Origin of the sequence: Vibrio sp. BS-M-Sm-2 (assembly GCF_041504345.1) — a bacterium.
GTDB classification, from domain to species: domain Bacteria; phylum Pseudomonadota; class Gammaproteobacteria; order Enterobacterales; family Vibrionaceae; genus Vibrio; species Vibrio satsumensis.
Genome location: NZ_CP167895.1, coordinates 556,663 through 572,927, shown reverse-complemented (window position 1 = coordinate 572,927; position 16,265 = coordinate 556,663). Strand labels below are relative to the sequence as shown.

The following is a 16,265-nucleotide window of genomic DNA, read 5'->3' as shown; positions in this document are numbered from 1 at the left end:
GCTTAATTTGACTATTTCACCAATTCAACGGCTTCACGAACCAACACTGCGATCTCATCCCATTGCTCGTTCTCAATCATCTTCGGAGAAACCATCCAAGTGCCACCACAACACACCACGCGATCCACCGCTAAGTAATCATTCACGTTATGCTTGCCGATACCACCTGTAGGCATTAGTGACACGTCAACATATGGCGCTAACAAAGATTTCACCATGTTGATGCCACCAGAGGCTTCCGCTGGGAAGAACTTCAAGAAGTTAAGGCCCAGTTCCAGCGCTTGCTCAACTTGGCTTGGGTTGTTTACGCCAGGAACGATTGGCATACCGATCTCTTGGCAACGCTTAACCGTGTTTGGGTTTAGGCCCGGCGCTACGATAAACTCACTGCCCGCTTCTTTTGCAAGGTCGATCTGTTCTGATGTTAATACCGTTCCGGCACCAATACACATCTCTGGGTAGGCGTCACGCATCGCACGAATAGCATCTGCTGCTGCTTCAGTGCGGAATGTCACTTCAGCGACTGGCAGGCCGTTTTCTACCAACACTTTGGCTAGTGGAACCGCGTGCTCAACCTTGTTGATTTGGATAACAGGGATAACTTTGAATTGCTTAAGTGTGTTGATCATTTCTTGAGACATAATAGTTCCGCTTTTTATTTTATTTTTTAATCAGTTGGCTCATAGCGCTCATAGGGATGATTGCGCCTGAGTATTGAATAACGATGGAAGCCAGTTTGTGGCCGAGTTCAGCCGCTTCAGTAGCGCTCTCGCCCGTTAGGCGTGCCGCTAAATAGCCCGCTGCAAATGAATCGCCAGCTGCGCAAGTATCGACAACGTTCGCTACAGCTGTAGCTGATACGTAGTACTCTACTACCTTGCCGCTTTCTAGCTGAACGATTTTGCATGGCTCACAGCCACGCTTGATAACGATCTCTTGGCAACCCAAACGAAGGCAGCGTTGCTGAACGCTCTCTAAGTTGCCCCATACAAGCAAGTCGTCGTCTTCGGTTATCAGCGCGATATCCACCAGCGGCAGTAACTTGGCATACCAATGTTGTGCTTGTTCGGTGCTCCAAAGCTGTGGGCGATAGTTATTATCAAAAATAACCTTGCCACCTTGGTTTGAGAAAACGCTAATAGCTTTAAGCAAGCGCTCACGAGAAGCGTTATCCAGAATCGCGATACTAATACCGCTGATATAAACCGCATCAACTTGCTTCTCTGTCAGTGCGATTTCAAGCTTATTCAAATCATTAGCGTGAAAGTAAGATTTTACTGCCGCATCGTTACGCCAGTAATGAAAATGTCGCTCACCCGTTTCGTCGGTTTCTACCATGTATAAGCCCGGCAGCTTGTTTGGGATGCGTTCAACGAAATTGGTTTGAATACCCTCTAACTGCCAGTTATCAATCATGTTCTGAGACAACTCATCGCTACCCAGACCCGTCGCGTAATGAACCGATAGATTTTGATGTTGAGTTAAACGAGAAAGGTAAAGCGCGGTATTAAGCGTGTCACCGCCAAACTTTTTGGTTAATGGAGAGCCGCTTATTTCGACCATACATTCGCCGAAGAAAGCAATATTGAACAGAGAAGATGCCGACATAGCCGCTCCTAAAAATAGAGGTAATTAACTTTAGAAAAGGCCCAACCGCTAAGCAGGGCCTGAATTAAGCAAACCAGTTGTGGAGACTAGGTTTAGCTTGTTTGATTTGCAGGACGTTGTGGTGCCGCTTCTTCTTCAAGTACACCTGATTCAGACATTTCCATCTCCATAAGAGCACGCTCATCATCAAGAATCGCTTTTGCCATTTCTGGTGTTACTTGGTTAGCCGGAGTACATAGGCTCACTGCGACACCTGCTGCTAGAGCAAACAGACATGAAGGAATCACAGGGTTGCCCCAGAATGCTGTGTAGTCAGCGTTTAGCATTACTACGAATGAAGCCACAGAAGCACCCGCTAGCGTCGCAAGAGCACCTTGCCAGTTGTAGCGTTTCCAGAATTTACCCAACATACCGCACACGAACATGCCCGACATTACCGTTGAAATCATCTTAGTAATGTAGCCAATGATGTCGTTTGACGTAAGGGCGAACAGCAATGCAAAACCAATGACCACAACCAGAGCTAAGCGAGAGTAGTTCAGCATCGACTCTTTATTTGGTACACGGCCCGTGAACATCACGTAAACATCACGCAGTAGGATAGACACGCCCGCAATCGCATCAGAGCTTGCACTCGACATCGTTGCAGAAAGACCGGCGATAAGAACAATCATGCCAACGCCAACCGGAAGCACCGTTGCAGCTACGTAAGGGAATGAGTAGTTCGGGTTATCCAATGATGGGTCGATTGCGTGCGCAGCCATACCAATGATTGCAGGGATGATTGAGAAGAATAGGTACAACACACCCGAGGCTACAAATGAGCGACGAATGGTTTTAACGTCTTTGCCTGAATAGATACGTTGGCGGAATGAAGGCGTTGCAAGTACACCCACACCGATAACCACAGCCAGAGAAACAGCAGGCAGAAGACCCAGTTTATCGATTGCTAAAAAGCTCGTAGCAGCAGGGTCCATCGCAGCATAAAGGTTATCCATGCCACCGATGTGATCCACAGACATTACCGCCATCAAGATGAAGCCAGCAAAAAGGATGATAGCTTGGATAGTATCGGTCCACACAACCGCTGTGTAACCACCGATCACTACGTAGATAGTGAATGCCGCAGCAATAATGATTTTCGCAAGGTTAAGGTCGATGTCAGCAATCCACGCTAGGTACATGCCACCGCCTAGAATGTGCGCACCCAACCAACCGATTGACGCGATAAAGATAAGCAGACCAACCACGTTTTTCACGATGCGGTTAGCGCCTACATAGTAAGCCAGCTCTTCACTCATGGTCATGAAGTTCAACTTACGAACCGGAGCAAACCAAAGGGCTAGCAATAGGATGCCTATAGCACCACCAATGCCGTACAGAGCGCCTGCCCAACCATTCGCATAGCCGAAACCAACCGCACCCATACTTGAACCCGTACCGACCATTGTCGCGACGGTTGTACCAAGTACTAAGAATAATGGTAGGCCACGGCCGCCTAATAAGAAATCTTCGCCAGATTTTTGATTACGCGAGACAAACCAGCCTAACCAAATTAAAAAACATACGTACACGCCGAAGCCTGTAAGAAAAAGTGTGCTGTTCATTTGACACCTCTCAGTGAAATATTAAGATCATTCCTGAACTTTTATTTATGATTCATTCATTTTATATTTCATATAATTACTTTATTTGTTTTGTATATTTTAATTAAAGTAATTTTTATAAATGTAGGGTGAGAGTATTAAAAGATAATAACAGGGATGACTACCCTCTAATACTCTCTAAGTAGGTTATTGTGATTAGGTTATAACTAAACGCGATCAGCGCGGTAGCAAGTCACATCTACTTCAACTTTCACGTCTACTACTAGGTCACAGACCATGCAAATACGTGCCGGTGGGTTAGCACCGAAGAACTCTTTGAATACCTTATTAAAAGATTGGAAGTAACGAGAATCCGTTAGCACAACCTTTACGTGTACTACGTCTTCTAGGCCGTAGCCCGCTTCAGTCATGATATCGACACAGTTTTGGATCGCAAGGCGAGACTGGTCAACAATACCGCCCTCAACCACTTCACCATCTGTCATCGGTGTCTGGCCAGAAACGTATAGGAAACCACCCGCTTCAGTTGCGCGTGCAAATGGTAAATGTTGTCCGCCTGTACCTGTACCGCCTTCAACACCGTAACGTTTAATAGTCATTTTTTAACTCCACTTCTTTATAGATAATATTGGTTCTGTTCCAACATATTTAAATTAATTCGTCATTTTTATATTTACCGTAAATTTAATTTGATAATTAAACTTTAGTTTCGGTAAATAAAAACGCCTGAACGATTATCTTTTACTTTTCCTTGCTGGTAAGTTAACTCACCATTTACAAATACGCTTTCTATTCCCGCAGCAACTGAAATAGGATTTTCAAATGTTGCTGTATCTTTAATATTCTTTGGATCAAATAAAACTAAATCAGCAAAGGCACCACAGCGAACTTCGCCTCGGCCCGCTAAGTTGTAACGCTGAGCCGACATTCCAGTCATCTTGTGAATCGCTTCTGGCAACGAGAACAGTTTTTCATCTCGGCAGTAGTGACCTAACACTTTCGGGAAGGTGCCCCACAATCTTGGGTGTGGATGCGGGTCATTAGGTAAACCGTCTGAACCAACCATGGTCAGTTTATATTTCAATACGCGCTTTACGTCGTGCTCATCCATGCAGTGGTAAACCGCACCCGCTGGTTGAAGCGCTTTTGCTGCGTCCATCAGGGGTAGGTTCATTTCACCAGCAATCTGCTTCAGCGTTTTGCCTGCATGTTCTGGTTTTGCTTCAGACCAAGTGATGAAGATGTCGAAATCGTCGGTCACTTGTTTCAAATCTAATGTCGAAGAGCTCGCAGAGTATGGGTAGCAGTCGCAAGACACATCTTGATGCTCAGAAACCTTGTCCATCAAATCGAGTACTTCAACCGTTCTTCCCCAGTTGCCCGCACCTGCACATTTAAGGTGGGAGATAACCACTGGAACTTTCGCATATTGTCCTGTCTCAAACGCTTCTTCCATCGCGCTTAAGATCTCTTCAAATTCGGTACGCATATGCGTGGTATAGATGCCGCCATGGCTAGACAGCACTTTCGCTAACTGCATCACTTCGTTAGCGTTCGCTTGTTTAGCGCTTGCGTAAGCCAGGCCTGAACTCAAACCTAATGCGCCTTGCTCCATTGCTAAATCAAGGTTGGTTTGCATCTCTGCAATTTCTTCTTCGCTTGCAGTGCGTTGCAGATCGTCCATCACTTGGTTACGCAATGTGGTGTGACCCACTAACGCTGCTACGTTTACTGCGGGTTGAGCTTGCTCTACCGCTTGCGCATACGCCGCAAAGGTTGGGTATTTAAAATCAGCCTGCGCGCCTAAAAGGTTCATTGGGTCAGGTGGGTCGCCAGCCAAAACCGTTGGCGATGCGCTGATACCACAGTTGCCAACAATCACGGTTGTGACACCTTGACTGATCTTAGGTAGGCAGTCTGGGTAACGAATTACGTTGGTATCGTCATGTGTATGTACATCGATAAATCCAGGAGCCAATGCTAAGCCTGCTCCCTCAACCAATTGGCCACAATCTTCGTGATCGATCTGACCAATTTCGGCGATTTTTCCATCGCGGATTGCTACATCGGCACAAAACGATTGTTCGCCGGTGCCGTCAAACACCTCTACATTTTTGATTATCGTATCGAACAACATCTTTCACTCTCTCAATCCACTGTGTTGATGGAGCTATATTAAGAATCCAGCCGATTATTTTCAGTGACAAAACACACATAATATTTTAATTTGTGTGATAGTTTCTATCACAAAACGAACACAAGATGTATTTAAACATTAAATAACAACCACTTAAATCATGTTAGGAATCAGCAATGAAACATAACCCTGCACAAAAAGATGTTATAAAGTATCAAGAAGATTGTTTCGTCTTGACTGAAAGAGGCCAAAAAGGGAGAGCAATATCACAAACTGAGAACGGCGTTTATCGACTGGTTGATGAAGATATTTCGCTTCCGGTAGCAATTATCAAACAATCAGCGTTGACCAATAACCTAAATTGGATGCAATCATTCGCCGATCACCATCAGGTTAAATTGTCGCCGCATGGTAAAACATCAATGACCCCTGCATTTTTCCGCCAACAACTAGAAAATGGCGCTTGGGGTATTACAGTAGCGACGCCTGCACAGGCAGAAGTTGCCGCTATGGCGGGTGCAAAACGAATCATCATGGCCAACCAATTGGTGGGTAAAACCAACATGGCGATCGTTGAACAACTTATTCGTGAATTCAACGTCGACTTTTACTGTTGTGTTGATTCATCGGCAAACGTGCTGCGACTTAGCCAATATTTCGCCAACACCAAACAGACACTAAAAGTACTGATCGAATTTGGTGTACCGGGCGGTCGCTGTGGTTGTCGTTCACCTCAAGAAGTTCTTGAACTGGCGCAAGTTATCCAGGATACACCTACCCTTTCACTCGCGGGAATTGAGGTGTACGAAGGTGTTATTCATGGAGATAACGCAGAGCAAGATATTCGTACCTTCCTAAATCAAGCTCTAACCTCTGTAGAAAGCCTCGCATCAGATGGCCTAATTACAGGGCAACCTATCATCACTGGCGCGGGTTCTGCTTGGTATGATGTGGTTGCAGAGTGTTTGGCGAATTTAACCGATTCTTTGGCGATCATCCGCCCAGGTTGTTACGCCATTCACGATACTGGGATCTACCTAGATGCCCAAAGCAAGGTGTTGCAACGAGCTCAAGCCAATCAAGGCTATGCGTGTGAATTGGGTGGTGATTTAGAGTCGGCACTTGAAGTGTGGGCATATGTTATCTCTCGCCCAGAGCCGACCAAGTTCGTGATTGGATTAGGTAAGCGTGATGTGGCCTTCGATGCCGGTTTACCAATAGCAGAGCGCGGCTATCGTAACGGCGAAGCTATCTCAGTAAAAGGGCTCACTGCTACCGCGGTAATGGATCAGCATACCTTTGTTGAAACAGACGGTTCTTCTGAGATTGAAGTCGGTGACATGATTGCTTTCTCAACCTCACACCCGTGTTTGACTTTCGATAAGTGGCGTTACATAGCTATCAGCGATGACGACTATCAGGTAACAAACTGGGTAGAGACCTGCTTCTAGCTCGATTTTTCAATAAGCTAGAATCAGCGAAGCATTCAGATATACTAACGGGGCTAAGGCATAGCCCCATCAACAAAGGATCAGGATCTTTGAGTTTAGAAGTAGATATCATTTCACAGATAACAGAGCGTTTTCCCGTTCTCCGTGATGCAGAGAAGAAAGTGGCTAAGCTAATCATGGACGACATTGATTTTGCTGCCAATGCCAGCATCACAGAGCTTGCTGAAAGTGCTCAAGTGAGTGAAGCCACCATTACGCGTTTTGCTAAGGCTATCGGCTGCAGCAACGTACGTGATATGAAGATAAAGCTTGCTCAAACACTGACAGTCGGCCAGCGTTTTATTCTCGAACCTGTTGACCAAACGGGTTATCAAGGTATCTACGAATCGATCAAGCAGAGCCTAGACATCAACCGCACCTTGTTCAAAGAGCAAGACGTTGAAACCGCTGTCAGCTGGCTGCATAACGCGAGACAAATCATTGCTATCGGCATGGGTGGTGGCTCGACCATCGCTTCTCAAGAGTTGCAACATCGACTGTTCCGACTGGGCTACCCAGTGGTCTCTTACAACGATGGATTGATGTCACGTATGGTTGCCGCAACAGCCGATGCCAATGATGTTATGGTGATGATCTCAGCAACCGGTTTTACGCCAGTAATCACTGAAACGGCAGAACTGGCCAAGCAGTATGGCCTTAAGATCATCGCAATTACCCCACAAGATACACCGCTGGCAAAGATTGCCGATATATTGCTACCCATCAAACACATGGAAACAGACTTCATCTACAAACCGTCGGCGTCTCGCTACGCAATGTTAGCCTTAGTGGATGTGCTTTCTATGGGGATAGCAGTCAATCACAAGAACCGATCTCGCGACAAACTACGCCGCTTGAAGGTTGCGCTTGATTCCTACCGAGGCGGAGGCGATAGACAGCCCCTAGGTGACTAACGAATTAAGGATAAAATGAGCTTAAATTCTGGCGAGCGGCAGTCCTTTACCAGCTCGTATAAGCTCATTTCTAACCCTGTAATTTGCACGCCTACAGCTACTAGTCGACGGATTGCCAGATCCTTGTTGAATGCCGTTCGCGAGCTAATACAGTCGCCAACTACCTGAACCTTGCACCCAAGTTCTAACAACCCCATTGCGGTTTGATACACGCAAATATGAGCTTCAATACCACACACCAGCCAAGTCTCGACATCCTTGGCTTGCACCGCCTCAACAAACTTGGGCTCATCACACGCGTTGAACGTGAATTTAGTTACTGGCTCAACATCGCTCAATAAGTCATTCAGTTCGCTGACTGTTGCTCCCAATTTATCTGGATTCTGTTCCAAGTAAATGATGGGCAACCCCAAAACCTGCGCGCCCTTAATCAGCTTCCGACAGTTAGAAATAAGTGTCTCACTCTCATCAACAAGGCGTGCGAGCTTGCCCTGAACGTCCACAACCACCAAGCCTGTCTTTTGTCTCATTAGCATGTGTATTCCTTGTTTTGGCAGCCTAACTTACTAAGCAATCTGATGAGTATGTTTTCTACTATGTAACGATTTAGCTTACAAAGCCATACAGTAATACGTATAAGACTACGGAATAATACTCACCAACGGTCGAAAGGCCGAAAACAAAAATAATTGATACTGCATGACATTAAAGAGTGAGTAAGAACAATGAACAAATTCGCGAAATCAGCATTAGCACTGGGCTTAATCGGCGCGGTTTCTCTTCCAGCATTAGCAGCAGGCACTAACGGCGGTGCGTACATCGGTGGTGGCCTTGGTGTGTACCAAGATTCTGATACAGACGGTCAAGGCAACCTAGACTCAGACGGCATGGGTTACAACCTATATGGTGGCTACCAGTTCAATCGTATTGTTGGTGTTGAACTTGGCTACAACGATTACGCTGACTACAAAAAAGGTGCAGAAAAAATGTCTCCGACGTCTGTTTCTGTATCTGCAAACCTAGGTTACACGTTCGACAACACAATTCGTCCGTTCGTATTGGCTGGTCTTAGCTCTGTTGACCTAAACGCAAATAAGAGTGCTGGTTACGCTGATGACAGCGGTACAGGTTTCCACTTTGGTCTGGGTGTTGAATACACGCCAATCGAAAACCTAACACTTCGCCTAATTTCACAAGCTGATGCTGTGAGCGTAGAAAACTACTACGGTCCATTCAAAACCGAAGATAAGACACTGGCATTCAGCAGTGTTAGCCTAGGTGGTTCTTACAACTTCTAATGTAGCGAGCCTACGTAGAACACCCTAACGTAAATAATTCACTTTGCTGTTCCACCTTGTCATGAAGGTCACTCAGTAAAGTGAATTTTTTGTTTCTACACACCTATCGCGTCATTTCACTTTAGTCGGTTTATCGCCGCCTATCTGAGCTTTATGCGTTGATATTAGAGCTTTCTTGGTAGCCAGACTAAAATAAAGGGATAAGAGACGCAGGAAAATAAGACCTATGAATCTACCAAGCTTAAACATGTCGATAAACAAGCTGCCTTTTGTGTTGGCCGTGTATTACCTGCTTGTAATCAACCTACCTCTCACCCAAGAGCTGTTTAGTATTGTTCAGGCATCCAAGTCTGAAAGCGTTGCCTTTCTTATATCCATCCCTATCTTCTTCCTTGCTGCCTTCAATTTTATCTTCCAAGTCTTCAACTGGCCGATATTCTCCAAGCCATTTTTTATCTTCTTGCTGATCACCTCAACACTCGTCAGCTACAGCATGTTCAATTACGGCATTTATGTAGACTATGGGATGATAGAGAACGTCTTCGAAACCAATAGTGGCGAAGCAGCAAGCTATGTAAGTACCCACTCCATCTTGTGGTTATTTGCGATGGGGATTGTCCCGTCACTGCTGCTACTCTTTACCAAGCTTAAGCGAGAGTCATGGAAAGATTTCTTTGTCTGGAAGTCGATTGGATTGCTCTCTTCATTGATTGTCATCGCGATTATTGCAGGACTGTTTTACAAAGATTACGTCTCGTTTGGCCGCAATAACTCGCACATCAAAAAGATGATCATTCCGACTGAGTATGTGGCATCAACGGTGAAATACATCAATAACACCTACATCAAACAGCCCATCCCATATCAAGAACTGGGCTTAGATGCTCAACTCAAACCACAAGCAAAAACGGCAAGCAAGCCGACCTTATTGGTGTTTGTACTTGGCGAAACTGCTCGCGTGTATAACTACCAGTATTATGGCTATGAGAGAGAAACCAACGCTCATACCAAGCCTTACAACCCGATATTTTTCTCTGATGTTCAGTCGTGCGGAACAGCCACCGCGGTTTCTGTACCGTGCATGTTCTCGAACATGAATCGCAGCAACTACGATCGGGACAAAGCCTACAACCAAGATAACGTAGTCGACATTATGAACCGCGCGGGCATCCACTCTATCTGGCGAGAGCATGATGGTGGGGATAAAGCTGTCGCGCATCGAATCAAAGAGATGACGCTCGTCGCCAAAAACAGCGATCCATTGTGTAATAACGATGTGTGTTACGACACGGCGATGCTAGAGAACTTCGAGCAAGATACTCAAGATCTTAAACAAGATAGCATCATTTTCTATCATATTTCGGGTTCTCACGGCCCAACGTACTTTGAGCGTTACCCAGAAGAACATAAGAAGTTTACGCCTGACTGCGCTCGTGCAGATATTGAAAACTGCACCAAAGAGCAAGTGGTTAACACCTACGACAACACGATTTTGTACACAGATTTCTTTCTCTCACAGGCGATTCAAAAGCTAGAGAAACTCACCGATAAGTACAACGTTGCACTGATGTACATTTCCGACCACGGTGAATCTTTAGGGGAAAACGGCGTCTACTTGCACGGCATGCCTTATTCATTGGCACCGAAAGAGCAAACCCACGTTCCTATGATCATGTGGATGTCTGATGGCTTTGCAGAACAGAAAGGAATAAACCAAACCTGCTTAAGAAAGGCAGGCAAAGAACAGAGCTTCTCGCAAGACAACCTGTTCGACTCTTTGCTCGGCTTGATGGACGTGCAAACCAAAGAATACCGAGAGAACCAAGATATCTTCGCTTCCTGCCGCTAGCTTGAAAGAGTGACTCATACATATTCCAACCAATGGGGCTCATTTATGAGCCCCTTTTTCTAGCCAAAACTGTCGTTTTTATTGAAAATATCTCTGTCTGTTACATCCCATTCGCAGCAAGTTTTGTTGAGTTTAGAATTGCGACTCCATATACTGGAAACATCATCAGACGGAGGGCAATAATGAATAATAAAAACAAACACATAGTGTTAATTCATGGTCTGTATATGCCTGCGTTGATCATGCAATATCTGGATAGAAATTTCAAAAAACGTGGCTTTACAACGCACAAGTTCGCTTACAACTCACTGCGTTTCCCTTCTGCTGCTAAACGCCTCAACCGCTTCGTGAATGCACGTTTTGATGAACACGATGAGGTCTACTTCTTTGGTCACTCGCTCGGTGGCTTGCTGATTCGTCATTACTTTAAGTTCTACCAACCCGACTTTGCCGACACCTGCATCATTACCGCGGGGACTCCACACAATGGCGCGACTATCGCGAAAACACTGTCGAATCATGGTCTTGGTTTTATATTTGGTTCGAGCAAAATGATCTTAAGTGATGGTTTGGGTGACTACGATATTGATGTGCCAATTGGCGTAATTACGGGTACCTACGACGCTGGTGTTGGACGTATCGTATTGGGCCGAAACCCAGGGGATGGTACCGTTACGCTCGAAGACGCCAACTTAAGAGGCGCGACAGATACTTGCGCCCTCAAGCTTAATCACACCGCGCTTGTGTACTCTAAGGAAGTGGTGGCACTCTCAACTCAGTTCATCGAACACAGGGCTTTTAAGAGCGCTTCATAGCTTTTTTCCGTTAGCTTTTGCGCGCTAGTTCCTGTATCAAGCTTTGGTTTTGTTATTTCTGTTTTCTTATTTGTGATAGATAAATACAAAAATACCACTCTGCTATGAGAGTGGTATTCAGAAATTCATGACTGAAGTCAGTCGCTTGCTACACTTTCTATACTTGCTACAGGAGATTAACTCGCGTTGGCAAGAACACCTCACCCAACATGCATCTCACCGAACCACCACCGATGTCTTCGATCGTTTTCACGTTAAACGGTAGTAGCTTTCCGTGTGTCGAAAGCTGAGCTAACTGAGCGGGAGAAAACGCATCGTAAGCCGATTGAGACATCGCGATTACCTTATCGCCATTCACTGTTTCCAGTTGCAGAATGTTGCCGCAGAATCGGTTCATCTGATCGATCGAGATAGAGATAACCTGCTTGTCTTTAGCAAGTGATTTCACCACAAAGCGGCGCTCAAATTCTGGAATCACTTCATCACAAATCACGCAGAAGTTATCACCAATCGCCATCATCACATTGGTATGGTAAATCGGCTGACCCGACGGTAATGCTGTTTGGAAGGAAACCACGCGAGAATAACCAATACGCTTCGCATAGTCTTCTAACACTTCACGGTCACAACGCTGAGAAAGCGCGGCGTAAATGGTCTTATTGATATGGTCGATCACCATCACGCCAGTGCTCTCTAGGTAAGAACCTTGAGCGATGTAAGACTCTAGAGACTCGCTGTGGTTAACAATGCGACCAGATGCTTCAAGCGCTTCAATAAGGGCACTTGGCTTCACTTCATTTTGGCGGTTTTCACACGCCATAGGGAACGTAAATAAGCTTCCGTCACCACAGGTGCTGAACCAGTTGTTAGGGAATACCGCATCTGGGGTTTCCACACCAAGTTCTGGGTAATCAAACTCTACAACTTGCACACCTTCTTTACGCAACGAAGCGACCATCGCCTTAAATTCGGCCATGGTTTCTAATTTTACCTCAGCTTCAGTCAGATTAACTCTGTGCTGAAACTCATTATCTTGTGCCGTTTCTTCATTAAATTTAAATTCTTTTGGCGGCACCATAACAACGCAATTGGCGTTTTGAACATTAGTAATGTGAAGTGATTTTTTGTGTAGGTTTAACATCTCAACCGTCCCTATCTTTTATTTACCTCAGAATTGTAAACAACTTGTTACGATAAGATTCACTGAAAAGAATAATGATTTGAATATTTATCCCAAACAATTACTGCAAAACTCAGTTTATTCGGTAAATTTTACTGCAAGATAACAGCACATCAGAAAGAACCAACTGTTTGCATATTAGATACAGAATTTGTTGAATAAATATCCGAGCTTCATTCTCTAGCTTGCTGCGGGTTTAGGTTACAATTTAATCCATTTAGCGTTAGGATTATCACCGTTGCATAACAATCAATTACGTTTGAAATAAGCTTAACTTTTCCTGTCCGATTCACTCTAAAATACGCGTCATGAAAGACACTCTTTGGACCTTTCCTGCGGCATCGCTTAAACCAAAATCCATCGAATGACTTAATGCTTATAAGAACGAATTGGCACTTATATAATTTCAAACTAAGACTGTAAAATTTCAAATCAAACCTATAAAAACAAAGCTACACAGACGATGCAGTTGCTAATCGATGCATTCGTTTATAAAGGGAAATCTATGTACAAAAAATTTGAAGGCTTTACTGAAGCCTTTCCAAAGGGAGAGCCGATACAACCTCCTACTGGAATACTGGCATTTTGCCGCCATTACACTCGTGGTTTTGAAAAGCCGTTAATCTTGCTCGGCCTAATGAGCATGACCATCGCGATCATCGAAGTCGCGCTGTTCGGTTACATGGGTCAACTGGTTGATTGGCTATCAACCAGTAACCCAGAAACCTTCTTAGCCGATAACCAGTCCACTCTTATGGGTCTTGGTGTGCTGCTGTTGGTCGTGATGCCAATCTTGATCAGTGTTTACTCGCTTTTGCTTCACCAAACTTTGCTGGGCAACTACCCAATGTCGATTCGTTGGTTAGCGCACCGCTATCTTTTGAAGCAGAGCTTGTCATTCTATCAAGATGATTTTGCTGGCCGCGTCGCCACCAAAGTAATGCAAACATCGCTCGCAGTACGTGAAACCGTGACCAAGATGGTTGATGTGTTTGTCTACGTGACGGTTTACTTCACCGCGATGCTGTTCATGCTGGCTGAATCAGATTGGCGCTTAATGGCTCCGATGCTGATTTGGCTATTCGTTTACATCGGAATCCAACTGCACTTTGTACCAAAGCTAAAAGACGTTTCTTCAGAGCAAGCGGATGCGCGTTCATTGATGACAGGTCGTATTGTTGATAGCTACACCAATATCGCAACCGTGAAACTGTTCTCACACAGTAAAAGAGAAACTGAATACGCCGAAGAAGGCATGGAAGGTTTCTTAGATACAGTACATCGTCAAATGCGCTTAGTTACTGGCTTCAATATCTGCGTTGAATTCGCTAACTATCTGTTGGTGTTCAGCATTGCGGGTATCTCTATCTACTTATGGTTAGACAACGCAATCACTGTGGGTGCGATCGCGATTGCGGTCAGTTTGGCTCTGCGTATTAACGGCATGTCGAAATGGATCATGTGGGAAATCGGTGGTCTGTTTGAAAACCTAGGCACTGTGATTGATGGTATTAAAACCCTGTCTAAGCCCATCGCTATCGAAGACAAGAAAGACGCAAAACCTTTGGACGTTCCACAAGGTGGCATCCATTTCGACAACGTGAGCTTTAACTACGGTGAGAATAAGGGCGTGATCAACAACCTTAACCTCAACATTAAGCCGGGTGAAAAAGTGGGCTTAGTGGGCCGTTCAGGTGCGGGTAAGTCTACCCTAGTGAACTTACTGCTGCGTTTCCACGATGTAGAGAGTGGTCGCATCCTGATTGACGGTCAAGAGATCTCAACAGTGACGCAAGATTCGCTGCGCAGCAACATCGGTATGGTGACCCAAGATACTTCACTGTTGCACCGTTCGATCAAAGACAACATTCTTTACGGTCGACCTGAAGCATCAGATGAAGAAGTTTACGCAGCAACCAAACAGGCTCACGCACATGAGTTTATCGAAACTCTAACCGACCCGTTTGGCAACGTGGGCTACGATGCTCAAGTAGGTGAACGTGGCGTTAAGCTATCTGGTGGTCAGCGTCAACGCGTCGCTATATCACGTGTTCTTCTGAAAAATGCTCCGTTACTTGTTCTCGATGAAGCAACTTCTGCACTCGATTCTGAGGTAGAAGCGGCCATTCAAGAGAGCTTGATTGAGCTAATGGAAGGCAAAACGGTTATCGCGATTGCACACCGCCTGTCGACCATTGCTGCGATGGACCGCCTGATCGTGCTTGATGCAGGCAATATCGTAGAAGAAGGCACGCACCAAGAGCTAATTAATCAAAATGGCATCTATGCACAACTATGGAATCACCAAACAGGTGGCTTCATTGCCGATGATCTTGAGCAAGCTACGAGCGCTTAATTTTTGTGCTATTTTAAAAGTGCGGCGTGATTCACACCAATTTGTTAATTAGCGGTAAATTACACGTGGCAGAATGTTATGTCGTAATTATATAATGACATTAATACCAAAGACGCCTCGCTTGCGCGTTCTGGAATAAGGCTAGACTTCGGGGGAGGCTAGCCTTTTTTATGCCTGTTATTTGGCCCTCTTTACTACCTGTCCAATAAACTTCATCGATCCTTTTGTTTTTTTCTTGGCGTTTTTTTCTTAAAATGCGCGCAATATTTTTTCTAGAGATTAACCATGAACAAAAGTGTCTTAACTAACGTTATTGCGTTAGCACTGCTTGCTGGCGGCTATGTCACAGCAAACCAATACTTGCTTTATGCAGGTCTATTCGCATTTTCTGGTGCCATCACCAACTGGCTTGCGATTCACATGTTGTTCGAGAAAGTACCCGGTCTATACGGTTCTGGCGTTATTCCAGCACGCTTTGAAGAGTTCAAGGCTGCCATCAAGCAACTGATGATGGAACAGTTCTTTACTGAAAGTAACATCGACCGTTTCCTAAGCAGCGAGATGACAGGAAAGTCACTCAATCTAGAGCCTGTAATTCAGAAGATCGACTTTAATCCAGCATTCGACTCGTTAGTAAACGTTATCGAGAATTCACAGTTTGGTGGCATGTTGGCAATGTTTGGTGGCACAGAAGCACTAGAGCCTATGAAAGCGCCATTTGTGGAGAAGATGCAAGAATCTGTGATTGAAATCAGCAAGAGCGATTCAGTGAAGAATGCCATCAAGGAAGAGCTGGAATCGCCAGCAATGATGGACGAAATCAAAGAGAACATCGAAGCAATCATTGATCAACGTTTGAATGAACTGACACCTAAACTGGTGAAAGAAATGGTTCAGACCATGATCAAGAAACACCTTGGCTGGTTGGTCGTCTGGGGCGGTGTATTCGGCGGTGTTATTGGTCTTATTTCAGCGGCGATTACACTGTAAAGCGCCTATGACTGCGCTTAT

14 protein-coding genes are annotated in these 16,265 nt (G+C 45.1%); 7 read left to right on the top strand and 7 right to left on the bottom strand.

Translation table 11 applies throughout. The annotated features are described in order from the left end of the window. Positions 1–11: 11 nt before the first annotated feature. The 5 genes from AB8613_RS18690 to AB8613_RS18670 form a co-directional block, all read right to left on the bottom strand. On the bottom strand, positions 12–641 hold the full coding sequence (locus AB8613_RS18690) for a bifunctional 4-hydroxy-2-oxoglutarate aldolase/2-dehydro-3-deoxy-phosphogluconate aldolase (protein WP_146491170.1): 630 nt from the start codon (positions 639–641) through the stop codon (positions 12–14). Between the two features lie 19 nt (positions 642–660). After that, positions 661–1,608 (bottom strand): sugar kinase, encoded by a 948-nt coding sequence (locus AB8613_RS18685; protein WP_372385544.1) that lies wholly within the window; start codon positions 1,606–1,608, stop codon positions 661–663. A gap of 92 nt (positions 1,609–1,700) precedes the next feature. Next, positions 1,701–3,215: a sodium:solute symporter family protein gene (locus AB8613_RS18680; protein ID WP_146491172.1), complete on the bottom strand. Its 1,515-nt coding sequence runs from the start codon at positions 3,213–3,215 to the stop codon at positions 1,701–1,703. A 206-nt stretch (positions 3,216–3,421) separates the two neighbouring features. Then, positions 3,422–3,814 carry a RidA family protein gene (locus AB8613_RS18675; RefSeq protein ID WP_061016111.1) on the bottom strand — a complete coding sequence of 131 codons (393 nt, stop codon included), beginning with the start codon at positions 3,812–3,814 and terminating at the stop codon, positions 3,422–3,424. Positions 3,815–3,918: 104 nt separating this feature from the next. Then, positions 3,919–5,352: an amidohydrolase family protein gene (locus AB8613_RS18670; RefSeq protein ID WP_372385541.1), complete on the bottom strand. Its 1,434-nt coding sequence runs from the start codon at positions 5,350–5,352 to the stop codon at positions 3,919–3,921. Positions 5,353–5,528: 176 nt separating this feature from the next. On the opposite strand from AB8613_RS18670, the gene AB8613_RS18665 reads away from it, so the two are divergent. Together AB8613_RS18665 and AB8613_RS18660 are read left to right on the top strand one after the other, a co-directional pair. After that, positions 5,529–6,803 carry an amino acid deaminase gene (locus AB8613_RS18665; RefSeq protein WP_372385540.1) on the top strand — a complete coding sequence of 425 codons (1,275 nt, stop codon included), beginning with the start codon at positions 5,529–5,531 and terminating at the stop codon, positions 6,801–6,803. An 89-nt stretch (positions 6,804–6,892) separates the two neighbouring features. Next, complete coding sequence (locus tag AB8613_RS18660) at positions 6,893–7,756, top strand: MurR/RpiR family transcriptional regulator (RefSeq protein ID WP_229647596.1); 864 nt, start codon at positions 6,893–6,895, stop codon at positions 7,754–7,756. Here AB8613_RS18660 and AB8613_RS18655 read toward each other — a convergent pair. Beyond that, positions 7,753–8,292, bottom strand: a complete 540-nt coding sequence (locus tag AB8613_RS18655) for an isochorismatase family protein (RefSeq protein ID WP_372385538.1) — start codon at positions 8,290–8,292, stop codon at positions 7,753–7,755. The genes AB8613_RS18660 and AB8613_RS18655 overlap by 4 nt on opposite strands. A 189-nt stretch (positions 8,293–8,481) precedes the next feature. On the opposite strand from AB8613_RS18655, the gene AB8613_RS18650 reads away from it, so the two are divergent. The 3 genes from AB8613_RS18650 (at position 8,482) to AB8613_RS18640 (ending at position 11,718) form a co-directional block, all read left to right on the top strand. Beyond that, the gene (locus tag AB8613_RS18650) at positions 8,482–9,054 is read left to right on the top strand and encodes a porin family protein (RefSeq protein ID WP_171732682.1); all 573 of its coding nucleotides are present in this window, start codon (positions 8,482–8,484) and stop codon (positions 9,052–9,054) included. A 226-nt stretch (positions 9,055–9,280) separates the two neighbouring features. Beyond that, the gene (locus AB8613_RS18645; RefSeq protein WP_372385536.1) at positions 9,281–10,903 is read left to right on the top strand and encodes a phosphoethanolamine transferase; all 1,623 of its coding nucleotides are present in this window, start codon (positions 9,281–9,283) and stop codon (positions 10,901–10,903) included. A 182-nt stretch (positions 10,904–11,085) separates the two neighbouring features. After that, positions 11,086–11,718: an acetyltransferase gene (locus AB8613_RS18640; RefSeq protein WP_327784637.1), complete on the top strand. Its 633-nt coding sequence runs from the start codon at positions 11,086–11,088 to the stop codon at positions 11,716–11,718. A 166-nt stretch (positions 11,719–11,884) separates the two neighbouring features. Here AB8613_RS18640 and AB8613_RS18635 read toward each other — a convergent pair whose 3' ends face one another. Next, a complete protein-coding gene (locus tag AB8613_RS18635) occupies positions 11,885–12,859 on the bottom strand; it encodes an arginine deiminase-related protein (RefSeq protein WP_372385534.1) in 975 nt (324 codons plus the stop codon). Between the two features lie 544 nt (positions 12,860–13,403). On the opposite strand from AB8613_RS18635, the gene AB8613_RS18630 reads away from it, so the two are divergent. Then, positions 13,404–15,254, top strand: a complete 1,851-nt coding sequence (locus AB8613_RS18630) for an ABC transporter ATP-binding protein (protein ID WP_215402661.1) — start codon at positions 13,404–13,406, stop codon at positions 15,252–15,254. Positions 15,255–15,539: 285 nt separating this feature from the next. After that, the gene (locus tag AB8613_RS18625) at positions 15,540–16,244 is read left to right on the top strand and encodes a DUF445 family protein (protein WP_239718625.1); all 705 of its coding nucleotides are present in this window, start codon (positions 15,540–15,542) and stop codon (positions 16,242–16,244) included. Positions 16,245–16,265: the final 21 nt, after the last annotated feature.